The 24,645-nt window shown below is 44.1% G+C and carries 14 protein-coding genes and 1 pseudogene; 11 read left to right on the forward strand and 4 right to left on the reverse strand.

What is annotated here, in order from left to right; genetic code table 11:
* The first annotated feature begins 16 nt into the window (after positions 1 to 16).
* Complete coding sequence (locus tag GPS65_RS17750; RefSeq protein WP_119124981.1) at positions 17 to 838, forward strand: MerR family transcriptional regulator; 822 nt, start codon at positions 17 to 19, stop codon at positions 836 to 838.
* 46 nt (positions 839 to 884) lie between these two features.
* On the opposite strand, the gene GPS65_RS17755 is transcribed toward GPS65_RS17750, so the two are convergent.
* The 3 genes from GPS65_RS17755 to gltC all read right to left on the reverse strand — a co-directional run bounded on the left by GPS65_RS17755 (position 885) and on the right by gltC (position 5,441).
* Positions 885 to 2,714 (reverse strand): ABC transporter ATP-binding protein, encoded by a 1,830-nt coding sequence (locus GPS65_RS17755; protein WP_041815624.1) that lies wholly within the window; start codon positions 2,712 to 2,714, stop codon positions 885 to 887.
* A complete protein-coding gene (locus GPS65_RS17760) occupies positions 2,711 to 4,444 on the reverse strand; it encodes an ABC transporter ATP-binding protein (protein WP_119124980.1) in 1,734 nt (577 codons plus the stop codon). The genes GPS65_RS17755 and GPS65_RS17760 overlap by 4 nt, the downstream gene beginning before the upstream one ends.
* Before the next feature lie 94 nt (positions 4,445 to 4,538).
* The gene (gene gltC / locus GPS65_RS17765; protein ID WP_012010212.1) at positions 4,539 to 5,441 is read right to left on the reverse strand and encodes a glutamate biosynthesis transcriptional regulator GltC; all 903 of its coding nucleotides are present in this window, start codon (positions 5,439 to 5,441) and stop codon (positions 4,539 to 4,541) included.
* A 153-nt stretch (positions 5,442 to 5,594) separates the two neighbouring features.
* Here gltC and gltB point away from each other — a divergent pair, with 153 nt between their 5' ends.
* The 10 genes and pseudogenes from gltB to GPS65_RS17810 all read left to right on the forward strand — a co-directional run bounded on the left by gltB (position 5,595) and on the right by GPS65_RS17810 (position 20,358).
* Positions 5,595 to 10,166 carry a glutamate synthase large subunit gene (gene gltB, locus GPS65_RS17770; protein WP_144482366.1) on the forward strand — a complete coding sequence of 1,524 codons (4,572 nt, stop codon included), beginning with the start codon at positions 5,595 to 5,597 and terminating at the stop codon, positions 10,164 to 10,166.
* Positions 10,167 to 10,182: 16 nt separating this feature from the next.
* Entirely contained in the window at positions 10,183 to 11,667 is a 1,485-nt protein-coding gene (gene gltD / locus GPS65_RS17775; protein WP_119124978.1) for a glutamate synthase small subunit, read from the forward strand.
* A 75-nt stretch (positions 11,668 to 11,742) separates the two neighbouring features.
* A pseudogene (locus GPS65_RS19905) lies at positions 11,743 to 11,829 on the forward strand (hypothetical protein); the annotation flags it as partial.
* A 309-nt stretch (positions 11,830 to 12,138) separates the two neighbouring features.
* Positions 12,139 to 14,559 (forward strand): nitrite reductase large subunit NirB, encoded by a 2,421-nt coding sequence (nirB, locus tag GPS65_RS17780; protein ID WP_012010209.1) that lies wholly within the window; start codon positions 12,139 to 12,141, stop codon positions 14,557 to 14,559.
* Positions 14,560 to 14,573: 14 nt separating this feature from the next.
* Complete coding sequence (gene nirD / locus GPS65_RS17785) at positions 14,574 to 14,897, forward strand: nitrite reductase small subunit NirD (protein WP_012010208.1); 324 nt, start codon at positions 14,574 to 14,576, stop codon at positions 14,895 to 14,897.
* Positions 14,898 to 14,963: 66 nt separating this feature from the next.
* Positions 14,964 to 15,659: a DUF421 domain-containing protein gene (locus tag GPS65_RS17790; RefSeq protein ID WP_041815618.1), complete on the forward strand. Its 696-nt coding sequence runs from the start codon at positions 14,964 to 14,966 to the stop codon at positions 15,657 to 15,659.
* Between the two features lie 94 nt (positions 15,660 to 15,753).
* Positions 15,754 to 16,734 (forward strand): pectinesterase family protein, encoded by a 981-nt coding sequence (locus GPS65_RS17795; protein WP_119124977.1) that lies wholly within the window; start codon positions 15,754 to 15,756, stop codon positions 16,732 to 16,734.
* A 127-nt stretch (positions 16,735 to 16,861) separates the two neighbouring features.
* Entirely contained in the window at positions 16,862 to 18,346 is a 1,485-nt protein-coding gene (gene dacB, locus GPS65_RS17800) for a D-alanyl-D-alanine carboxypeptidase/D-alanyl-D-alanine endopeptidase (RefSeq protein ID WP_119124976.1), read from the forward strand.
* 19 nt (positions 18,347 to 18,365) lie between these two features.
* The gene (locus tag GPS65_RS17805) at positions 18,366 to 19,733 is read left to right on the forward strand and encodes an MATE family efflux transporter (RefSeq protein WP_119124975.1); all 1,368 of its coding nucleotides are present in this window, start codon (positions 18,366 to 18,368) and stop codon (positions 19,731 to 19,733) included.
* 64 nt (positions 19,734 to 19,797) lie between these two features.
* A complete protein-coding gene (locus tag GPS65_RS17810) occupies positions 19,798 to 20,358 on the forward strand; it encodes a CatB-related O-acetyltransferase (RefSeq protein ID WP_012010203.1) in 561 nt (186 codons plus the stop codon).
* A gap of 19 nt (positions 20,359 to 20,377) precedes the next feature.
* Here the strand turns inward: GPS65_RS17810 and GPS65_RS17815 are convergent, their stop codons facing one another.
* Entirely contained in the window at positions 20,378 to 24,244 is a 3,867-nt protein-coding gene (locus GPS65_RS17815; protein ID WP_338014786.1) for a beta strand repeat-containing protein, read from the reverse strand.
* Positions 24,245 to 24,645: the final 401 nt, after the last annotated feature.

Here is a 24,645-nt window from a genome sequence, read left to right on the forward strand (position 1 = left end):
GAGAGGAGCCTTAATTTTGATGAATGATGTGCAAAAAACATTTTTCACTGGAGAATTTGCCAAGTTATTTGATGTGAAGAAAGATACCTTGTTTTATTACGATAAAATTGATTTATTTAAGCCTGCTGGTGTCCATGAAAATGGGTACCGTTACTATACCCTTGAGCAATTTGACCATTTCATAGCGATCCAATCCCTTCGTGCTGTGCAATTTCCGATAAAAGAGTTAAAACAATATTTCACTGAGCCTTCCCGCGAAAGGCTTCAAAGCCTAGCAGCTGAACAAATAGAAAAGGTCAAACAAGAGATTGAAAAACTTCAAGATATCCAGTCTTTTCTTATGCGGGTGGTGGAGACAACGCATGAATTATCAACTGTGAAAATAGGGGAGGTGCTGTTTCAAGAGCTGCCGGAAGAACCAGTTGTACTAAGCGCATCAAACCCGATCGACATGAATACATCCGTAGAAGAAATATCTCGTATTGTAGGACATTTTCTAAAGGAAATTGGCATAAAAGGGGCTGCTGCAAATGGAGCTGTCTTAAAAAAGGAACAGTTCCTTCAGCGTCAATATCATCAGTCAGATCAGTTGTTCTGCCGAATGGAAGCGCCGGAAGCAGTTAAAAAACCTGCTGGCCTTTATGCGGTGATGTATGATCAAGGATCATATGAAGAGATTGAATCTGCTTATTCGCGCTTGTTAGATGAAATTGAAAAAGAGGACATGATACTAGATGGAGATGTATTTGAAGAGTATTTGCTTCATTCACTCATGTCTAAAGATGAAGCAGAGTATATAACGAAACTCAGTGTAAAAGTGAAAAAGCACTTAGATTAACCAAAAAAGGATAGACCGCAGGGATGCGCGTCTATCCTTTTTGATATTAACCGACTTGATTCTCGGTAAATTGGCTCATATATAAGTCTGCATAAAAGCCATTTTGTTTTAAGAGTTCGCTGTGTGTTCCTTTTTCAATGATGGTACCATCTTTCATGACTAGAATAAGGTCGGCATCTTTAATCGTCGACAGTCTGTGTGCAATGACAAAGCTCGTTCTGCCGTTCATCAATTCATTCATCGCTTTTTGAATGTGCATCTCTGTCCGTGTATCCACACTGCTCGTCGCTTCATCTAATATTAAGATCTTTGGATCAGATAAAATCGCACGGGCGATGGTTAACAGCTGGCGCTGACCTTGGGACAAATTGCCGGCATCTTCTGTTAAGAGTGTGTCATATCCGTCTGGAAGCGTGCGGATGAAGTCATCAGCATATGCATGTTTGGCGGCTTTGATGACATCCTCTTTTGAGACGTTCTGCCTGCCATAGGCAATATTGTCATGAATCGTCCCTTCAAAAAGCCACGTATCCTGAAGAACCATCGCAAATAAGTCGCGTACTTGCTGACGGCTGAGATCAGTAGTTTTGACGCCACCGATGCGGATAGAGCCTTGATCTAATTCATAGAAACGCATTAAAAGATTGATGATGGTTGTTTTTCCAGCGCCTGTTGGCCCAACAATCGCAACCGTTTGACCTTCTTTGACATCTAAACTCAAATTTTTAATAATCGGATGGTCTTTTTCATATCCAAATTGAACTTGTTCAAAGCTCACATCGCCTGAAAGTGATTCAAGGTCAATTGCTGCATCTTCCTCAGCATTTTCTTCTTCCTCATCCAGGATGTCAAACACCCTTTCAGCAGAAGCAATCGCTGATTGAACCAAGTTGGCGACGCTTGATGCTTGCACGAGCGGTTGAGACATTTGCTGCGTATATTGGATAAACGCCTGCACATCCCCGACACGAATATTCCCGTTTATTACAAGAATACCGCCAGCTACACTGACTGCCACATAGCCAAGGTTCCCGATAAACGTCATCAATGGCATCATTAAGCCGGAAATGAACTGCGCTTTTCTCGATGATTCATATAGCTGTTCGTTTAATTGATCAAATGTATCGATCGCTTTCTTTTCATAGCCATATGCACGAACCGTTTGGTGCCCTGTGAACATTTCATTAATATGTCCATTGATCATCCCAAGCTCTTTTTGCTGCGCTTTAAAATGTTTTTGAGAAAATGACGTAATGCCGCGAATCGCAAACAGGCTGAGCGGTAGCGTCAAACAAACGAGCAAGGTCAGAAGCGGACTAATGAATAGCATCATGACAACAATCCCAATGACCGTGATGACAGATGTAATCACTTGGGTGAGTGCCTGTTGAAGCGAAGTATTAATATTATCGATGTCATTCATCACACGGCTCAGTGTGTCCCCATGGGTTGTTTTATCAAAATATCGAAGGGGGAGACGGGTGAGCTTGTCATTTGCTTCCTGCCTCAATTCAGCAATGGTCTGTTGGGAGACACCCGCCATCACATATTGCTGAACAAATGAAAAGAGAGAGGCAACGACATATAATAGGATAAGCAGTAATAAAATCCGCGAAATGACATCAAATTGAACAGCCGTTCCTTGAGTAAAGCTGTCAAATAGGGAAGAGGTGGCATCCCCTAGCAGCTTTGGACTAATGACATTAAAAACGGTTGAACCGACCGCTGCAATAAAAACAAGGATCAGCTGAAATTTTCTCGGTTTCAAATAGCCAATCAAACGAATTAGTGTTTTCTTAAATTCCTTTGGTTTTGCGACAGGCCCTCTAGGGTGGCCGCCTTTATGGCCCATGCCGGAAGACATTTTCTTACTCATCCTCGCTCCACCTCCTGACCTTCCTGTGATGCCACAATCTCTTGATAGACAAGATTGTCCTTCAGTAATTGTTCATGCGTTCCGATACCTGCAATTTTCCCTTCATCTAGTACGATGATTTTATCACTATGCTTCACTGTGCTAATTCTTTGCGCCACAATGATGAGAGCAGCATGTGCTTTTTCGGCTTCTAATGATGCCCGAAGCTTTGCATCTGTTTTATAATCAAGTGCTGAGAAACTATCGTCAAACAGATAGAATGACGGCTTTCTCACCAGCGCTCTTGCAATAGAAAGACGTTGCTTTTGACCGCCAGATAGATTCGATCCACCCTGGTCAATTTCCGCATCGATGCCGCCATCTTTTTGCAAAACAAATTCTTCTGCCTGCGCCGTGCGAAGCGCCTGCCAAACATCTTCATCGCTTGCATCCTGTCTGCCAAATCGCACATTATCGGCAATGGTTCCACTAAATAAAACCGCTTTTTGAGAAACATAGCCCATCTGGCTTCTCAGTTTCTCCTGAGGCAAATCTCTAATGTCTACACCATCAAGTGTAATCCGGCCTTCTGTCGCTTCGTAAAATCGCGTCATTAGCTGGAGAAGGGTGGTTTTCCCTGAACCTGTACTGCCGATAATAGCTGTCGTTTCGCCAGTTTTGGCTTCAAATGTAATATCTTGAACCGCCGGTTTTTCCGCATTTGAGTAATAAAATGACACATCCTCAAAGCGAATGGATTGTGCGGGCGCACGCAGGTCAGTAACCGTTCCTTCATTGTCTTGAATTTTCGGTTCCATGTTTAACACTTCGTTCATGCGTTTAGCTGATGCTTGTGCTCTTGGAACCATAATAAAACTCATTGACAGCATAATCAGTGCCATTAAAATCATCATCGCATATTGGATAAAGGCAATCAGATTCCCAACTTCCATCTCTCCGGCATCAATTCGGTTTGCACCAAGCCAGACGATGCCGATATTTGTGAAGTTCATGATGATGAGCATAAATGGAAACAAGTAAGCCATTAAACGGTTAACTCTAAGGCCCGTATCCTTGTAGGATGTGTTGGCTTCTTGAAAACGTTCCTTTTCATCATCTACACGGTTAAAAGCACGAATGACCCGGATGCCTGAAAGAGATTCTCGCATAATTAAATTCAGTCGGTCTGTTTTTTTCTGAAGCTGACCGAAGAGCGGAATGGCCTTTCTCGATACTAAATAGATAAATCCGCCAAGAAGGGGAAGGGCTGCTAAAAAGATGAGAGATAGGACAGCATCTCGGGATACAGCCAAAATAATTCCGCCCACAAGCATGAGCGGGGCTCTCGTCATCATTTGTAAAATCATGATCGTAACATCTTGGACTTGTTTCACATCATTTGTCGATCTTGTAATAAAGGAAGACGTGCCGATTTTTTGAAATTCTTCTAGTGAAAATTGTTCGACATGCACAAAAAGCTGTCTTCTCATATCACGCCCGAAGCCAAGTGCAGTCTTTGATGACAAGTAAGATTTCCAGATCGTGAGCAAGATGGCAAGTAGAGAACAAGCCACCATCCAGCCGCCAACCTTCCATATGTAAGCAATATCTCCTTGGACGATCCCGACATCGACGATATCTGCCGTAAGCGTCGGTAAATACAGCTGGAGCATACTGCTTAAAAAGGTGAGGATCACAATGGACACAACGGATAGCCGATAAGGCTTTAAAAACGATAAAATTGATTTCATACAAATACCTTTCTTCCATATAGTCTGTTGTTCTGTAACCCATCATATACAAAGAGGGTTTATTTCTACAAATGAAATGTCTTGTTTGAATGAATTATTTATATTGTTCGATTTTAGAAAAGAAATCCTTCACAAACACATAAAAATCATGAGCGGATGGAGACATTTCTCGTGATTTAGAAGCAATAATGCCAACGGTTCTTCTCACCTGCGGAAAATCGATCGGAATTTTCACTGTAAATCGCGGTGTGGTTTCATAAAAAGCACTTTCGGGTAATAAGGTAACGCCCATACCCGCTGATACGAGACCTTTAATGGCGTCTAAATCTTCTCCCTCTGATGAAATGGTTGGTTCATAGCCTGCCTGCTTACAAGCATCTACCGCAATTTGTCTCAGCACATATCCTTCCGGAAATAATACGAAATGATCTTTTCTTAAATCACTTAAATGAATACTCCTTTGTCCGCTAAAGGGGTGGCTGACAGGCAGCAAGGCATAAATGCTTTCTGAAAACAAAATATTTCCTTCTATTTGAGGGTCGTTTGTCGGTACAGGTCCTAAAAAGGCGAGATCAATATCTCGATTTTTTACAGCTTCAATGAGAAATTTATAGGATCCTTGACGAAGTAAAAAATCGACCTCTGGGTATTCCTGCTTAAAGGCGGAAATGACAGAAGGTAGCACTTGGCTTGCTAGGCTAGTAGGAAAGCCAATATTGACAGTTCCTTTGTGCGGATCTAAATATTCATCAATTTGCTCTTTCGCATAATCAATGGCTTTGAGTGCTGTTCTGACATGATCTAAAAATTGCCTGCCAATCTTCGTTAATTTGATATTTCGTCCTTCTCGTTCGAATAAGGCCACTCCAAGTTCTTCTTCTAAATTCGCAATCTGCCGACTGATCGCAGATTGGGCAACATGTAAGTTTTCAGCCGCTTCTGACACGTGTTCACGGTCTGCGACTTCTACAAAATAACGCAATTGACGAAGCTCCATTTTTACACTTCACACCCATCTATCTCAAAAAGAGATTGTTTTCATCTAAATTATATATTGTTTATATTAATTTGAAAACTTAAAATAAGTTACAGAGTTTGTGAGATTTTATTACTTTGAAAAAACGGATCTTTAAAACGGGGGAGAGAAACGATGACTTATAATCAACTACCACAACCACAAGGTCTCTACCGTCCTGAATTTGAACATGATGCATGTGGGATCGGACTGTACGCTCATTTAAAAGGGGAAGCGACACACAGCATCGTCAAAAAGGGATTACAAATGCTATGCCAGCTTGATCACCGCGGCGGGCAAGGCAGTGATCCGTATACAGGTGATGGTGCCGGTTTAATGGTACAACTGCCAGACGCTTTCTTTAGAAGAAGCTGCAAAGACTTTGCACTTCCTGAAAAGGGCCGTTACGGGGTAGGAATGGTCTTCTTTTCAAAAGAGGATGACGAGAAAACGCGTCAAGCCATCGAACAGAAAATCAACGGGTTCATTAAGCAAGAAGGTCAAACATTGATTGGCTGGAGAACCGTTCCTGTTGATGCTGGGAAAATTGGTACTGTCGCAGCGAAGAGCTGTCCGGTTGTGAGGCAAGTCTTTATCGGGGCAAACGACAAGATCACAGATCGTTTGTCATTTGAAAGAAAATTATATGTCATTCGTAAGCAGGCTGAGAACTGGGGAACAGAAGAGGAAAAGCAATTTTACTTTGTCAGCTTGTCGAGTCAAACCATTGTATACAAGGGGCTTTTAACATCAGATCAAGTCGATGCTTTTTATCTTGATCTTCAGGATGAAACATTTGTTTCTGCATTTTCACTTGTTCATTCACGATTTAGTACAAATACATTTCCTACATGGGAAAGAGCCCATCCAAACCGTTACTTGATTCACAACGGTGAAATTAACACATTAAGAGGAAACATCAATTGGATGAGAGCAAGAGAACAACAATTCGTATCTGAAGCTTTCGGAGACGATTTAGACAAGATTTTGCCAGTGCTGAATGCAGACGGAAGTGATTCATCCATTCTAGACAATGCCTTTGAATTCTTTGTGCTTGCAGGACGTACACCTGCTCATACAGCCATGATGCTGATTCCAGAACCATGGACTGAAAACACGCACATGTCGAAAGAGAAACGGGCATTTTATGAATACCATAGTTCTCTTATGGAGCCGTGGGATGGGCCAACAGCCATTTCCTTTACTGATGGTAAACAAATTGGAGCCATCTTAGACCGAAACGGATTAAGACCGGCAAGATACTATGTCACAAATGATGATCATATTATTTTCTCTTCTGAGGTCGGTGTGATCGACACAAATGAAGAGGATGTGAAGTATAAAGATCGTCTTGAGCCAGGTAAAATGCTACTAATTGACTTAGAAGAAGGACGAATTATTTCTGACGAAGAAGTGAAATCGACGATTGCGAATGAACTTCCTTATCAAAAATGGCTTGATGAAGAAATGGTGCACGTCAATCGCTCGGAAGAAAATTCAGAAAATTCTAGTATAATGGATGATTTATTGACGCGCCAGCGTGCGTTCCATTATACGTATGAGGACATTCAAAAGTATTTAATTCCTTTACTAGAAGAAGGCAAGGACCCAATTGGTTCAATGGGAAGCGACACACCACTTGCTGTGTTATCTGATCGTGCGCAGTCTCTGTTTTCTTATTTCAAGCAGTTGTTTGCACAAGTGACGAACCCGCCGATTGATGCCATTCGTGAGCAGCTTGTGACATCTACGATGACGTGGCTAGGTGCTGAAGGAGATATTTTACATCCGAATGAATATTCATGCCGGCGAATTAAATTGTATACACCCGTCTTAACAAGCGGGCAGTTTAACGGTTTGAAAACAATTGTTCATAATGCCTTTAAAAGCAAAACGATTCATACTCTTTTCACCGATGATTTAAAGCGCGGGCTGGATGCGATGTTTGAAGAGGCAGAAAAAGCGATTCGTGAAGGTGTATCTTTATTAATCCTTTCAGATCGTGACATGACAGAACAAAAGGTGCCAATCCCACCACTACTAGCGCTAAGTGCACTGCATCAACATCTTGTGCGTCAAGGCTTACGGACAAAGGTGAGTCTGATCGTTGAATCTGGAGAAGTGAGAGAGGTCCATCATTTTGCCGCACTGATTGGCTACGGTGCAGATGCCATTCATCCTTATCTTGTTTATGAAACGTACAAACAGTTGATTGCAGAAGAAGCCATCTCATTCAGCTTTGATGAAGCAGTCACAAAGTTTGGGAAAAGCGTAACCGAAGGTGTCGTCAAAGTCATGTCTAAAGTGGGAATCTCCACTGTGCAAAGCTACAGAGGAGCGCAAATCTTTGAAGCCGTCGGCATTAGTGAAGACGTCATTCAGGCGTATTTCACGGGAACCGCTTCTCAGCTTGGCGGGATTGACCTTGAGACCATTGCACATGAAGCAAAACTCCGTCATGAAGCAGGGTATCAGGCAGCGACTGACCAAACACTCGAATCAGGCAGTGATTTCCAGTGGAGAAAAAATGGTGAGCACCATGCCTTTAATCCAAAAACGATTCATACGCTTCAGTGGGCATGCCGCAATGAAGATTACGATCTATTTAAGCAATATACAAAGGCTGCGGATGAAGAAAGAATCGGCTTCCTTCGAAATTTATTTGCTTTTCAGCCAAAGCAAAAACCAGTTCGTTTGGAAGATGTTGAATCTGCTGAATCCATCGTGCGCCGATTCAAGACAGGTGCCATGTCATTTGGGTCTTTAAGTAAAGAAGCGCACGAAGCGCTTGCCATTGCCATGAACCGAATTGGCGGTAAAAGTAACAGCGGAGAGGGCGGAGAAGACCCTGCTCGCTTTACAGTTGATGAGCACGGCGATGATCGCAGAAGTGCGATTAAACAAATTGCTTCTGGACGCTTTGGCGTGAAGAGTCATTATTTGGTCAATGCAGATGAATTGCAAATTAAAATGGCACAGGGAGCAAAACCTGGAGAAGGCGGACAGCTGCCAGGAAATAAAGTATACCCTTGGGTTGCTGATGTACGCGGATCTACACCAGGCGTTGGGTTGATTTCACCACCGCCGCATCATGATATTTATTCCATCGAGGATTTGGCGCAGCTGATCCATGATTTGAAAAACGCGAACCGTGATGCACGTATCAGCGTCAAGCTTGTGTCTAAAGCAGGTGTTGGTACGATTGCAGCAGGTGTTGCAAAAGGGACGGCGGATGTCATTGTCATCAGTGGATACGACGGCGGCACAGGAGCTTCCCCGAAAACGAGTATTAAACATACAGGACTTCCTTGGGAGCTCGGTTTGGCAGAAGCGCATCAAACCCTTGTGCTAAACGGCCTTCGCGAAAGAGTCGTTCTTGAAACGGACGGAAAGTTAATGACTGGCCGCGACGTTGTCATGGCTGCGATCTTAGGAGCAGAGGAATATGGCTTTGCAACAGCTCCACTTGTCGTATTGGGCTGCGTCATGATGAGAGCATGTCATTTAGATACTTGCCCAGTCGGTGTCGCTACACAGAATCCAGAGCTTCGTAAAAAATTCATGGGAAACCCTGACCACATTGTGAATTTCATGATGTTTATTGCAGAGGAAGTCAGAGAAATCATAGCAGAGCTTGGCTTTACATCAATGGATGAATTAATTGGACGCACGGATGTTCTAGGAGTTAGCGAACGAGCAAAAGCTCACTGGAAAGCAGGCCAGCTAGACCTTGAAACACTGCTTTATCAGCCAGAAGGAGCTCGTACATTCAGAACACCGCAAAATCATAAAATTGATGAATCACTGGATATGAATGAAATCCTCCCTTATGTACAGGAAGCGCTGAATCATCAAACACCGGTTGATCTATCATTGAATATTCGCAATATCAATCGTGTGGCAGGAACCATTACTGGAAGTGAAGTGTCTAAGCGCTACGGGGAAGAAGGCTTGCCAGAAGATACGATCACATTAAGGTTTACTGGTTCCGCAGGACAAAGCTTTGGCGCATTTGTACCAAAGGGCATGTCTCTCTATTTAACGGGTGATTCAAATGACTATATTGGCAAAGGACTCTCTGGAGGCAAAATTGCCGTCAAAACCTCTGATCACTTTGTACAAAATGGACATGAAAACGTCATTGTCGGAAACGTTGCATTCTACGGAGCGACAAGCGGAAAGGCCTTTATTAACGGACGTGCAGGTGAACGCTTTGCCGTTCGTAATTCAGGAGTGCATGTGGTTGTTGAAGGAATCGGTGATCACGGCTGTGAATACATGACAGGCGGACGTGTCGTCATTTTAGGAGACGTCGGAAAAAACTTCGGTGCAGGCATGTCTGGCGGCGTAGCTTACGTCCATACTTCCGATGCGAAACAATTCAAAAGAATGTGCAACATGGAAATGATCATGTTTGAAAAACTCACAGATCGTGATGAAGAGCAAGAAGTGAAACAGCTGATTCAAGAGCACCTTCACTATACAAACAGCGCAAAAGCTTCGGCACTTTTAGAAAACTGGGCGCAAGAAAAGGATCAATTCATTAAAGTGATTCCGAGAAATTACAAAATGATGCTTCAAAGTATTGAAGAACAAAAACAAGCGGGCCTTAGTCATGAAGAAGCTGTCATGTTCGCCTTTGAAGCAAACACGAAACCGAAAAATCAAGAAACGGTAAACGGGCAAAAAGCAGCCCTCGCTCATTAAGAAAGGGGAGAGGACAATGGGCAAAGCAACAGGTTTTATGGATTATAAAAGAGAAAAGCCAAATGAACGTGACCCTCTCACTCGTCAAAATGACTGGAAAGAATATTCAGCTCCTTATACAGATGACGTATTGAAGAAGCAGGGCGCTAGATGTATGGATTGCGGCACACCGTTTTGTCAAATTGGGATGGAGATCAGAGGTGGTGTGTCAGGCTGCCCGATCTACAATTTAATTCCAGAATGGAACGACCTTGTGTATCGCGGGAGATGGAAAGAAGCACTCGAAAGACTGCAAAAAACAAATAACTTCCCTGAATTTACTGGAAGAGTGTGTCCAGCGCCTTGCGAAGGATCATGTACAGTCGCTATCAATGATCCAGCTGTTTCAATTAAAAATATCGAACGCACAATCATTGATAAAGGCTTTGAAAATGGCTGGATCACACCGAGAATTCCTTCAAGCCGTACAGGCAAAAAAATTGCCATTGTCGGCTCAGGACCAGCAGGACTAGCAAGTGCGGATCAATTAAACCAAGCAGGTCATGCCGTTACCGTGTTTGAACGGTCTGACCGCCTTGGCGGACTGCTGACATACGGCATTCCAAACATGAAGCTGGACAAAGAAGTCGTGGAGCGAAGAGTCAAACTGTTGAGACAAGAAGGCATTGACTTTGTGACAAACACGGAAATCGGTGTAGATGTCACTGCCGATGAACTGAAAGAACAGTTTGATGCGGTTATCCTTTGTACAGGTGCACAAAAGCAGCGTGACTTGTTGATTGAAGGCCGGGAAGCTAAAGGGATTCACCTTGCGATGGATTATTTAACCCTCGCAACAAAAAGCATGCTGGATTCAGAATTTAAAGACAAAAACTTTATTGATGCAAAAGGAAAAGACGTTATTGTCATTGGCGGGGGAGATACAGGTGCAGATTGCGTTGCAACTGCCCTTCGCCAAAAAGCAAAAAGTGTTGTTCAGTTCGGGAAGCATCCGAAGCTCCCAGATACACGTGTAGGGGATAACATGTGGCCTGAACAGCCTTACGTCTTCTCACTCGATTATGCTTATGAAGAAGCACAAGCGAAATTCGGGGAAGATCCGCGTCAATATTCCATTCAAACCACAAAAATAGTGGCAGATAAAAATGGAAAATTAAAAGAGCTTCATACCATCCAAATGGAAAAGGTGAAAAACGAACATGGGAAGTTTGAATTTCATGAGATTCCAGGGACAGAAAAAGTATGGCCAGCTCAGCTAGTCTTTATTGCAATTGGTTTTGAGGGAACTGAACAGCCACTTGTGAAACACTTTGGCGTGGACAGCAAAAACAATCGCATTGACGCAAAGTATGGGGAATATACAACAAATGTAGAAGGTGTATTTGCAGCGGGAGATGCAAGACGCGGGCAAAGCTTGATTGTCTGGGCAATTAATGAAGGCAGACAAGTGGCGCATGAGGTAGACCGGTATTTAATGGGGAGTTCGGTTCTGCCAAAATAGGTCAAACAAAGGGTGTTTACACATATAAAGAAAAGCCATGACCAAATAGTGGTCATGGCTTTTTATGATTCAGAAGATGTAATTTTACTTACTTCGTCATATTTAAAGGCTGAAGGTACCGTGACAAACGTAGAAGGGCGCGTTACGCTAAAAGAAGCAACATATCAATTTGTATTTTAGCAACTATATGAAGACAAATGCGGCTTTTTCACTCGCAGAAGAAAAATGGTGAGCCGTAATATGAAGAATCTGATTATTCTGGCATGACCTATGAACAGAACAATGATTTAAAAATGAATGCTCACATGATGATAGTGGAGCAAAACTTGCCGTCGTCACACAGCATGAAAAAAGGAGGCTAGGGAACTGTCCTAAAGCCACCAGACTATGTGAGAAATTAAAAGGTGTATTTTATATCTATGTTTAAATGATGGTACTTTCTAAAAATGATCACTTGAGGGGTGTTTTATCATGAAAGAAAGACTCGTATTAGTGGGGAACGGTATGGCTGGTATTCGGAGCATCGAAAACATTTTAAAAATGGACAGCGAACGATTTGAGATGACGGTATTTGGAAGCGAACCGCATCCTAACTATAACCGGATTCTTTTATCAAAGGTGCTTCAAGGAGATACGATGGTTGAAGATATTACACTAAACGATTGGAACTGGTATGAGGCGCATGATATTCAGCTTTTTACAAATGAAACCATTGTGAAGGTCGATACAGAAAACCAAACAGTCACCAGTGATCAAGGACGCACCGTGCCTTATGACCGGTTGATTTTAGCTACAGGCTCCCTACCGTTTATCCTGCCGATTCCAGGAAGTGATAAAAAAGGTGTGACGGGCTTTCGGACATTGCAAGATACAGAGGAAATGGTGAGTGCCTCTCACAAGTACAAAAAAGCAGCCGTCATTGGAGGCGGACTTCTTGGACTGGAAGCAGCACGCGGCCTACTTAACTTAGGCATGGAAGTGAATGTCATACACCTCTGTCCCCATTTAATGGAACGCCAGCTAGACCCTACTGCAGGTCAGCTTCTCCAAAAAGCATTAGAGGAACAGGGCATGAACTTCTTACTAGGAAAGAAGACAACTGAGATTTTAGGAGATACAAGAGTTGAAGGATTATCATTTTCAGATGGCTCAACACTTGAGACAGACCTCGTCGTCATGGCTGTAGGAATTAAACCAAGTAAAATGCTTGCAGAAATAAGTGGACTTGAAGTGAACAAAGGTATAATCGTGAATGATTTCATGGAAACAAGTGTACCAGGCATTTATGCCGTCGGAGAATGTGTAGAGCACAGGGGACAAACGTACGGTCTTGTTGCTCCTTTATATGACCAAGCGAATGTGCTTGCTGGGCATATATGTGACATGAACCCTGCCCCATACAAAGGATCTGTGATGTCAACACAGCTGAAAGTGTCAGGAGTTGACGTATTTTCCGCCGGTGATTTTATTGAAAACGATGAGAAAAAAGCGATCAAAATTTTTGATGATCAAAAAGGCATTTACCAAAAACTAGTCTTCCAGCAAAATCGATTAGTAGGTGCCGTCATGTTTGGAGAAACAAGTGATGGACCCCGCCTATTCTCGTACATTAGAAAAGGGATAGATATGTCGGATAAGGAAAAAGTGTCTGTTCTAACCTCAAATGATCCGGCGCAAGAAAGCACGATTGAAAGTATGTCAAACGACCATATCGTTTGCGGCTGTAACGGGGTCTCAAAGGGTCAGATTGTGGAAGCCATTCAAAAAGAGGGCTTAACAACGCTTCAGGAAGTCAAGCAATGTACAAGTGCCTCACGATCATGCGGAGGCTGTAAACCCGTAGTTGAAGAGATTCTTTGGCACACGCTGGGCGATGGTGCGAACCGAACAGCTCAAAAAGAAACCATTTGCGCTTGCACCACTCTTTCACGAGATGAAGTCATTCACGAAATCAAAGAGAAGGGCTTGCAGCATATCAAGGAAGTCATGAGCGTACTTGATTGGGAGACAGAAGAAGGCTGTTCAAAATGCCGACCTGCCCTGAACTACTATTTAGGCATGCTTCAACCTCTTGAGTACAAAGATGAAAGAAGCTCAAGATATGTAAATGAACGCTTACACGCCAATATTCAAAAAGATGGCACTTATTCGGTTGTTCCACGGATGTATGGTGGCGTCACAAATGCAAATGACTTGAGAAAAATAGCTGATGTCGTCGACAAATATGAAATACCGCTTGTGAAAATGACGGGTGGTCAGCGTATTGACCTTCTAGGTGTCAAAAAAGAAGATTTACCTAAAGTATGGGAGGACCTGGATATGCCTTCTGGTTATGCATATGGAAAATCTTTAAGAACGGTCAAAACGTGTGTTGGCGAACAATTTTGCCGGTTCGGCACACAGGACTCAATGGCGCTTGGTATTGCACTTGAAAAGAAATTCGAAGGTCTTGCGACACCGCATAAAGTCAAATTGGCTGTCTCTGCTTGCCCTAGAAACTGTGCAGAATCTGGCATTAAGGACCTTGGCATTGTGGGGATAGAGGGAGGATTCGAATTGTACGCTGGCGGTAATGGCGGCACGCATCTGCGTGCTGGAGATTTATTGATGAAGGTCAGTACAGCTGAAGAAGTAGAGCAAGTGGCAGCTGCATACCTTCAATATTACAGAGAAACGGCAAACTATTTAGAAAGAACCTCTGCTTGGGTAGAACGACTTGGATTAGATCATATCCAATCTGTACTTCTAGACGATGAAAAACGAGAAGCCTTGATCCAAAGAATGGACATCGCACTTTCCACGTATGATGAGCCTTGGCAGGAGCTTCGCGAGAGTCAAAAAGCGACGAAACAATTATTTCAAAAAGCAACGGCTTCTGTATCAATCAATTGAAGGGATGAGATCATATGACAGTTTCAGTTGTAAAAGTTCACATTGGCACCTTATCAGATTTTCCGATGCAGCTAGGAAAAACAGTTGAAGCAGGTACTCTTGAATTAGCTGTTTTTCAAACCTCTCAACAGCAATTCAAAGCGATTGAAAACCGCTGCCCTCATAAAGGCGGTGTTCTGGCTGAAGGAATGGTAAGCGGAGATTATGTGTTCTGTCCAATGCATGATTGGAAAATCGATCTTTCTTCAGGGAACGTTCAAGCACCAGATGATGGATGCGTTAAAACATATGAAACATTGGTTGAGGGAAATGAGGTCTTTGTTTTATTACCTTCATAACTAGTTTAGATCCTTCCTTTCATGTAAATGCTGTATGTAAATAGAGCAAGAAAGGAAGGAATCTTCGTGCCGTTTATTAGTATTTTGCTTGAGCTCTTTATCGGGTTTTTCGCTTTATTTTTTATTACAAAATTATTAGGAAAGACACAATTTGCACAAATCACGCCATTTGATTTTATTTCTGCACTCATTTTAGGCGAAATGGTCGGAAACGCTATATTTGACCCAGAAGTCAAAATTCAGCACATTTTATTTGCTGTTGCGGTATGGGGCATTCTCATCTACACAGTTGAATGGTTTTCACAGCGCTTTAAAGGGATCAGGGCCTTTTTAGAAGGAAGACCGACACTAGTCATTGATCAAGGTAAGATTCACTACAATCGCTTGAAGAAAAATATGCTTGATCTTAATCAGCTGCAGACATTAATTCGTGCGAAAGGTCATTTTGCCTTGAATGAAATTGAATATGCCATTTTGGAAACAGACGGCTCTGTCAGTGTTCTTCCGAAAATGAAATACGCAACAGCAACCGCAGAAGATGTGAATGTGAAGGGAAAAGAAGTCAAATTGCCTAGAACGTTTATTATTGATGGTGAAATTTTAAAAGATGATCTACAAGAAGCTGGCTTTGACGAAACATGGTTGAGTGAGCAATTAAAAAGGCAGCACATTTCCTCCTATCGAGACGTTCTATTTTGTGAATGGATTGAAAATGAAGGGATTTATGCGATGAAATATGAAAAGTCTAAAAAACACTCATAACAGCAAGAAGTGGGTGTTTTTTTATGCCCGTCATGAATAGGATCAAAAAGAATGTTTGATTGAGAACGTTCACAAAAAGAGGAGGAGATGTACGATGAAGTATGGAAAGGTATGGATTGTGATCGCCTTGTCTTTATTGCTATTGAACTCTGCTTCACTTCAAGCAGCCGGACATCAGAATCAAACAAATCGCGTCCTTGTGGTCGATCAAAAGGGAAATGGCTCGTTTCGAACCGTTCAGTCTGCCATTGATGCGATTCCAGCAAATAATCAACAGCGCGTAACGATCTATATTAAAAATGGTGTGTATAAAGAGAAAATCCTGCTTCCGCAAAATAAACCTTACGTGTCCTTGATCGGGGAAGACCAAGACAATACGATTCTGACCTATAATGATACAAATGCAAGTACTGGCAGCACAACAAATAGTTCAAGCACAATGATTCGTGCGAACGACTTTTATGCGGAAAATATTACCTTTCAAAATACGGCGGGCAGATATGCTGGTCAGGCGGTTGCACTGTACGTTTCTGGTGACCGGGCTACGTTCAAACAAATACGTGTCTTAGGATATCAAGATACACTTTATGCAACGGGTACAGGCCGGCAATATTATGAAAACTGCTATATTGAAGGTACGGTCGATTTTATTTTTGGATCAGCTACAGCCGTGTTTAAAAGAGCTGAAATAAAAAGTCTTGGAAATGGGTATATTACTGCAGCATCCACAACAGAATCTCAAAAATATGGCTATGTATTAATTGATTCTACGCTGCAAAAGGGGACGGCTGCTGCTCAATCGGTTTATTTAGGACGTCCGTGGAGGCCTCATTCTGCTGTGACATTCCTCAATACAAAAATGGATCATCATATAAAGGCAGAGGGCTGGCATAACTGGGATAACCGCGATAACGAAAGAACAGCAAGATATAAAGAATACGGATCGACAGGGGCAGGAAGCAATTTGACAAACCGCGTAAAATGGTCCAGCATTTTAACGAAAAACGAAGCAAGTCAAATCACCGTGCAAGCTGTTCTTGGCGGAGCCGATGGCTGGAATCCAGAAAAAAGGTAAAGGGCATGTCAGTTTTCGTCAAAGAAAGCTGACTTTTCTGTTTAAAAAACCTTTGAGAACAAACGTTCTTTTGTGTATAATGAACATATTCTTCTAAAATTGGCTGAGACAAAAAAGGAGGGATTCCGTGAAGCGTTTTTCACAGCTCTTGTTTTTACAAATATGCATTCTGTCGATTTTATTTCTCCCGTTTTCAGCAAAAGATGATCAACTGACAGCTCGTAACGGCTCACTGTCGTGGATGACCACTTTAGATGAATTTATACGAAAAGCACCTGATTTAGAAGGCGCAATCTCAGGCATTAGCGTCCGTGATACTTCTGACTCCTCTCTTCTTTATGAACATCAAGCCGATATTCGCCTTACTCCTGCTTCTAATATGAAACTGCTCACATCAGCCATCGCCCTTGATATACTTGGAGAAACACACACATTCCCTACAGACATCTGGATGGATGGTTCTATTCAAAAGAAAACGTTACATGGAAGTCTGTATCTACGCGGTACCGGAGATCCGACTTTATTAGAAGAGGATTTTGCAGCACTTGCCAAACAAGTGAAAAAGGCCGGAATACATACGATTCGCGGACAGCTTGCGGCAGACGATACATGGTATGATGACACAAGATATTCGATTGATTTACCTTGGAGTGATGAGGATCAATATTACGGTGCACAAATCTCTGCTCTCACCGCTTCACCGAATCAAGATTATGATGCCGGAACAGTGATTCTTGAAATAAAGCCAGGCAAAAAGGCAGGGCAAAAAGCGACCTATGACATGATTCCGAAGACTTCTGTCCCTCAAGTCATCAATCAAGTAAAAACCGTACCAGAAGGCGGGAAAAAGAAAATTTCTTTTAAGCGTTCTCACGGAACCAACAAGATCACTTTGACTGGAACTATCCCGGTGAAAGCGAGTGTATCTAGGCAATGGGTAGCGTTATGGGAACCAACCTCTTATGCGTTAGATTTAATGAAACGCGCGTTAAAGGCGGAAGGGATCCAAGTAAAGGGACCACTGAAAACAAAACAAGTTCCTAAAAAAGCGAAGAAAATTGCCACCCATTCATCTATGCCTTTATCAGAGCTTCTTGTTCCCATGATGAAACTCAGCAACAATACCCATGCAGAAGTTTTGCTAAAGGAGCTAGGCAAGAAAGTGAAGAACAAAGGGAGCTTTGAAGCTGGACTAGATGTCATGAATGAACGGCTTCCTGCCTTTGGCATCGATTCTTCTCTGACAGTTTTGCGAGATGGGTCAGGCATATCACCTATTAACCTTGTTTCTGCCAATCAGTTCACATTATTTTTAGCAAACATTCAAAAAGAAAAGTGGTTTAAGACCTTTGAACATGCGCTTCCGTTAGCTGGGGCAAGTGAACGAATGGTCGGAGGGACGTTAAGGAACAGATTAAAAGAACCTGCTACACTAGAAAAAGTACGTGCCAAAACAGGCTCATTAACTACAGTCAGTACACTTTCTGGATACATTGACACGAAGAGCGGAAAGACAATCGCTTTTTCCATTTTATTAAATCATCTTGTTGATGACGAAAAGGGGAAAGAGATAGAAGACCACATTGTCAACATTTTAGCTGAGAATCTTTAGATAGAGAAGGAGAACCATCATGACGTTAGATAACAATCAATCTTTAGTAAAAACCATGTCCATTTTTCTCGTCCCGCTTTTGCTTAGCAATATTTTGCAATCAATCGGACAGCTTGTATCCATCGTTCTTGTCGGCAGATGGATCGGAGAGGATGCAGTAGCTGCCATTTCTGCATTCTTTCCGCTTTTCTTTTTACTCGTTTCTTTTTCCATTGGAATTGGATCGGGTAGTTCAATCCTGATCGGACAAGCGTATGGAGCAAAAAATGAACAGAGATTAAAAGAAATTATCGGCACGACGCTTTCATTCACTTTTTTGATCGGTCTTTCTTTAGCAATCATTGGAGGTTTTTTCGCCACGGACATCTTAAACCTCATGGGGACACCTGCGAATATCGTGGAAGAAAGTGCGGCTTATGCCAGAATTCTATTCATCTCAATGCCCATCTTATTTCTTTATTTTGTTTACACAACCTTCCTGCGAGGAACTGGGGATTCGAAAACACCTTTTTATTTCTTAATGATTAGTACAGCAACGAATATTTTAATGCTGCCAATTTTATTATTTGGCTGGCTCGGACTGCCGGCGTTCGGTTTATACGGCGCTGCGTATGCTTCTGTAATTTCAACCATTGTGACGTTTACTATTCTACATATCTACTTATATAAGACAAAGCACCCGCTTCGCATTGATGCATCGGTTAGAAAGCATTTATTGATGAAAGGGGATTTACTAAAAACATTATTAAAACTCAGCATTCCATCGAGCATTAATATGATTCTCATTTCCTTATCAGAAATTGCCGTTATTTCTTTCGTCAATGATTATGGGTCACAGGCGACTGCTGCGTATGGCGTTGTCAATCAAGTTGTGAGCTATGTGCAGATGCCGGCGGTAAGTCTCGGCATTGCAGTCTCGATCTTTGCAGCTCAATTCATCGGTGCAGGGAATATCAACCGCTTGAAAGATGTAATAAAAATCGGGTTAGGGCTCAATTTCGCCATAGGCGGATTCATTATTATCATCGTTTATCTCTTTGCACCACAGATTTTATCTATCTTTTTAACAGATTCTAAGACGATTGACATTGCCTATAGCTTAGTCGTCATTACATTATGGAGTTATCTTATTTTTGGAACAGCCCAAATTGTTGCTGCCACGATGAGAGCAAGTGGAACAGTTTTATGGCCAACGATCTTTAGTATTTGCTCCATCTGGCTTGTAGAAGTACCAGTTGCTTATGTGTTATCGCACTACACATCCCTTGGTATCAAGGGCATATGGATTGGCTACCCTGCGGCTTTCTTTGTGAACTTACTCCTTCAATATGGCTACTATCAGCTGGTCTGGAAGAAAAAACAGATTGTTGCGCTTGTGCAGTCATAATGTAAACGTGTGAAACAGCATATACATACGAAGATTTATCACTTTTCAGGAGGTGTGATCTTCTATGTTTCTGAATCAAAGAAGTGAACTGAGCTCGTACAATATCGGTGATTTTTCTTATGCTGGACCAGATTTCCAAGTGCTGACATGGGGGGAAGGAACGACACTAACCATTGGAAAGTTTTGTTCCATTGCAAACGAAGTGAAAATTTTTCTTGGTGGTGAACACCGGACAGATTGGGTCACAACGTATCCGTTTAATCAAATTTTCAAAGAAGCTGCCCACATCAAAGGACATCCCAAATCAAAAGGAGATGTGCAAATAGGACACGACGTGTGGATTGGATATGGAGCGACGATTATGTCAGGAGTATGTATAGGAAACGGTGCAGTAATTGGAGCAAATAGTGTGATCACAAAAGATGTGCCGTCATATGCCATAGCTGCAGGTAATCCGCAAAAGCTCATGAAATACCGATTTTCATCTGAAACAATTGAAAAACTTCAGTTATTAGAATGGTGGAATTTAGAGTTTACCATCATCCAATCTATTTTTCACCTCTTACAATCTGATGATATTGAACAATGTATAAAAGTCATAGGAGACATAAAAAAGAAAGGCTGAAAAGCCTTTCTTTTTTCGTTTAGCTAAGCCGAATGATGGTCAAGGTAGCACCTGCAGCACCGCCTCCTCCAACTAAAATAGCTGTGACAACTGCCCCAAAAAACTGCAGTGAAATGGTGCTTCCAGCTGTTAAATTAACAATAACAGTGTTGTTGATAAATGAAGTTGAGATAACAGGTGATTGAACAGAACCAGAAATAGTAGTTGCTCCATTTAAAAGCAAACGTGTACTAATCAAAAGAGCTGTAGTGGTGTTGACTTGATACGTAATATAATATTTACCAGTTTGCAGAACGGTAAAAACAGTACTTGTGCCGTTTGCCGTAAAACCAGTAATGTTTTGAAAGTTTGGCAGAGGAATATTCGTTCCACCGGCTACAGTAACAATGGTAGGTCCAGAACTATTAGCAGCATAAAGTGCAGTATCTGTAAAACCACCTGTTCCAGTAGCTCCCGTAGGTCCGGTTGAACCAGTGATTCCGGTAGCCCCTGTAGGCCCAGTGGCCCCAGTAGATCCGGTGGCACCAGTCGGACCAGTTGGTCCAGTGCTACCTGTGGAACCAGTAGATCCGGTATCTCCTGTAACCCCAGTAGGTCCGGTTGAACCAGTGATTCCTGTCGCTCCAGTGATTCCTGTAACACCAGTCGGACCGGTTGCACCAGTGATACCCGTAGCTCCAGTTGCACCAGTGATACCCGTAGCCCCAGTAGGTCCGGTTGAACCAGTAATTCCTGTGGCACCAGTAGGTCCGGTTGAACCAGTAATTCCTGTGGCACCAGTGATACCAGTCGCTCCAGTAGATCCAGTTGCACCAGTGATCCCCGTGGCACCCGTAGATCCGGTAGCACCAGTGATACCTGTGACGCCAGTAGGTCCGGTTGAACCTGTGATTCCCGTGGCACCCGTAGATCCGGTAGCACCAGTAATTCCTGTGGCCCCAGTAGCTCCAGTTGCACCAGTGATTCCTGTAGCGCCAGTAGGTCCAGTTGCACCAGTGATCCCCGTGGCCCCAGTAGTTCCGGTTGAACCAGTAATTCCTGTGGCACCAGTGATTCCTGTAACACCAGTCGGACCGGTAGCACCAGTGATTCCTGTGGCACCAGTGATTCCTGTGACGCCAGTCGGACCAGTTGCACCAGTGATCCCCGTGGCACCAGTAGGTCCGGTTGAACCAGTAATTCCTGTGGCACCAGTGATTCCTGTAACACCAGTCGGACCGGTTGCACCAGTGATTCCTGTGGCACCAGTTGGTCCAGTTGCACCAGTGATTCCTGTGACGCCAGTCGGACCAGTTGCACCAGTGATCCCCGTGGCACCAGTAGGTCCGGTTGAACCAGTAATTCCTGTAACACCAGTCGGACCGGTTGCACCAGTGATTCCTGTGGCACCAGTTGGTCCAGTTGCACCAGTGGTCCCCGTGGCACCAGTAGATCCGGTTGAACCAGTGATTCCTGTAGCGCCAGTAGGTCCGGTTGAACCAGTAATTCCTGTGGCACCAGTAGGTCCGGTTGAACCAGTAATTCCTGTGGCACCAGTGATACCAGTCGCTCCAGTAGATCCAGTTGCACCAGTGATACCAGTCGCTCCAGTAGATCCAGTTGCACCAGTGATCCCCGTGGCTCCAGTAGGTCCAGTTGCACCAGTGATCCCCGTAGCCCCAGTAGGTCCGGTTGAACCAGTAATTCCTGTGGCACCAGTAATTCCTGTGGCACCAGTAGGTCCGGTTGAACCAGTAATTCCTGTGGCACCAGTGATACCAGTCGCTCCAGTAGATCCAGTTGCACCAGTGATCCCCGTGGCACCCGTAGATCCGGTAGCACCAGTAATTCCTGTGGCACCCGTAGATCCGGTAGCACCAGTGATACCTGTGACGCCAGTAGGTCCGGTTGAACCTGTGATACCTGTTGCACCAGTAGGTCCTGTTGCACCAGTGATTCCTGTGGCTCCAGTAGGTCCGGTAGCACCTGTGATACCTGTGGCTCCAGTCGGACCGGTAGCACCAGTGATTCCCGTGGCTCCAGTAGGTCCGGTAGCACCTGTGATTCCTGTGCTGCCAGTAGATCCGGTAGTACCAGTGATACCTGTGACGCCCGTAGGACCAGTTGAACCAGTGATACCTGTGACGCCAGTAGGTCCGGTAGCACCTGTGATTCCTGTAGAACCAGTCGGACCAGTTGGTCCAGTGCTACCCGTGGCACCCGTAGGTCCGGTTGAACCAGTAATTCCTGTGGCACCCGTAGATCCGGTTGAACCTGTGCTACCCGTTGCACCCGTAGATCCAGTTGAACCTGTGCTACCCGTTGCACCCGTAGATCCAGTTGCACCAGTGATTCCTGTGGCTCCAGTAGGTCCGGTAGCTCCTGTGATACCTGTGGCTCCAGTCGGACCGGTAGCACCAGTGATTCCCGTGGCTCCAGTAGGTCCGGTTGCACCAGTGATTCCTGTAGAACCAGTCGGACCAGTTGGTCCAGTGCTACCCGTGGCACCCGTAGATCCAGTTGCACCAGTGATACCTGTGGCACCAGTAGGTCCGGTAGCACCAGTGATACCTGTGGCACCAGTAGGTCCGGTTGCACCAGTGATACCTGTTGCACCAGTAGGTCCGGTAGCTCCTGTGATACCTGTGACGCCAGTAGGTCCGGTAGCACCAGTGATTCCCGTGGCTCCAGTAGGTCCGGTAGCACCAGTGATTCCTGTAGAACCAGTCGGACCAGTTGGTCCAGTGCTACCCGTCGCACCCGTAGATCCGGTTGCACCAGTGATTCCCGTGGCACCCGTAGATCCAGTTGCACCAGTGATTCCTGTGGCTCCAGTAGGTCCGGTAGCTCCTGTGATACCTGTGGCTCCAGTCGGACCGGTAGCACCAGTGATTCCCGTGGCTCCAGTAGGTCCGGTAGCACCAGTGATTCCTGTAGAACCAGTCGGACCAGTTGGTCCAGTGCTACCCGTGGCACCCGTAGATCCAGTTGCACCAGTGATACCTGTTGCACCAGTAGGTCCGGTTGCACCAGTGATACCTGTTGCACCAGTCGGTCCGGTAGCACCAGTGATACCTGTGACGCCAGTAGGTCCAGTTGCACCAGTGATACCTGTTGCACCAGTAGGTCCGGTAGCTCCAGTGATACCTGTGACGCCAGTAGGTCCGGTAGCACCAGTGATTCCCGTGGCTCCAGTAGGTCCGGTAGCACCAGTGATTCCTGTAGAACCAGTCGGACCAGTTGGTCCAGTGCTACCCGTGGCACCCGTAGATCCAGTTGAACCAGTGATACCTGTTGCACCAGTAGGTCCGGTAACACCAGTGATTCCTGTGCTGCCAGTAGATCCGGTAGTACCAGTGATACCTGTGACGCCCGTAGGACCAGTTGAACCAGTGATACCTGTGACGCCCGTAGGACCAGTTGCACCAGTGATACCTGTGACGCCCGTAGGTCCGGTAGCACCAGTGATTCCTGTTGCACCAGTCGGACCGGTAGCACCAGTGATTCCCGTGGCTCCAGTAGGTCCGGTAGCACCAGTGATTCCTGTAGAACCAGTCGGACCAGTTGGTCCAGTGATACCTGTTGCACCAGTAGTTCCGGTTGCACCAGTGATACCTGTTGCACCAGTCGGTCCGGTAGCACCAGTGATACCTGTGACGCCAGTAGGTCCAGTTGCACCAGTGATACCTGTTGCACCAGTAGGTCCGGTAGCACCAGTGATTCCTGTAGAACCAGTCGGACCAGTTGGTCCAGTGCTACCCGTGGCACCCGTAGATCCAGTTGAACCAGTGATACCTGTTGCACCAGTAGGTCCGGTAACACCAGTGATTCCTGTGCTGCCAGTAGATCCGGTAGTACCAGTGATACCTGTGACGCCCGTAGGGCTCGACTTGCATGTATTAGGCACGCCGCCAGCGTTCGTCCTGAGCCAGGATCAAACTCTCCGAGGTATGCAGGATGCATATCACACATGCGTTGCTACACGATGTAGCGAACTTAGCATGTGATCATCTCCTGCCTCGTCAGTGTTTGACTGACTACCTATGAAACATCATAGGATTTTTTTATAAAAACTCGAATTAACAGGTACGTTTTGTCTTGTTTAGTTTTCAAAGATCATCTTCGCCGTCTCTCAGAGGCGACTTTATTAATATAACATTCTATCAAGATAAAGTCAACAACTTTTTTCTTTATGTTATTTAATAACCGCGCTGTTTTAGCGGCGAATACAAATATAACACCTTTTGAGAGAGGAAACAAGTATTTTTTCTAAATAATTTATTTTCCCTTATCTCTACCTATATAATC

The sequence above is a fragment of the Bacillus pumilus genome (assembly GCF_009937765.1).
Lineage (GTDB): Bacteria > Bacillota > Bacilli > Bacillales > Bacillaceae > Bacillus > Bacillus pumilus_O.

Bases quoted from the DNA above. Each gene is read 5' to 3' on its own strand.
- GPS65_RS17755 (WP_041815624.1), bottom strand. From the start codon at position 2,714: ATGAGTAAGAAAATGTCTTCCGGCATGGGCCATAAAGGCGGCCACCCT.
- GPS65_RS17760 (WP_119124980.1), bottom strand. From the start codon at position 4,444: ATGAAATCAATTTTATCGTTTTTAAAGCCTTATCGGCTATCCGTTGTG.
- gltC (WP_012010212.1), bottom strand. From the start codon at position 5,441: ATGGAGCTTCGTCAATTGCGTTATTTTGTAGAAGTCGCAGACCGTGAA.
- gltB (WP_144482366.1), top strand. From the start codon at position 5,595: ATGACTTATAATCAACTACCACAACCACAAGGTCTCTACCGTCCTGAA.
- gltD (WP_119124978.1), top strand. From the start codon at position 10,183: ATGGGCAAAGCAACAGGTTTTATGGATTATAAAAGAGAAAAGCCAAAT.
- nirB (WP_012010209.1), top strand. From the start codon at position 12,139: ATGAAAGAAAGACTCGTATTAGTGGGGAACGGTATGGCTGGTATTCGG.
- nirD (WP_012010208.1), top strand. From the start codon at position 14,574: ATGACAGTTTCAGTTGTAAAAGTTCACATTGGCACCTTATCAGATTTT.
- GPS65_RS17795 (WP_119124977.1), top strand. From the start codon at position 15,754: ATGAAGTATGGAAAGGTATGGATTGTGATCGCCTTGTCTTTATTGCTA.
- GPS65_RS17805 (WP_119124975.1), top strand. From the start codon at position 18,366: ATGACGTTAGATAACAATCAATCTTTAGTAAAAACCATGTCCATTTTT.
- GPS65_RS17810 (WP_012010203.1), top strand. From the start codon at position 19,798: ATGTTTCTGAATCAAAGAAGTGAACTGAGCTCGTACAATATCGGTGAT.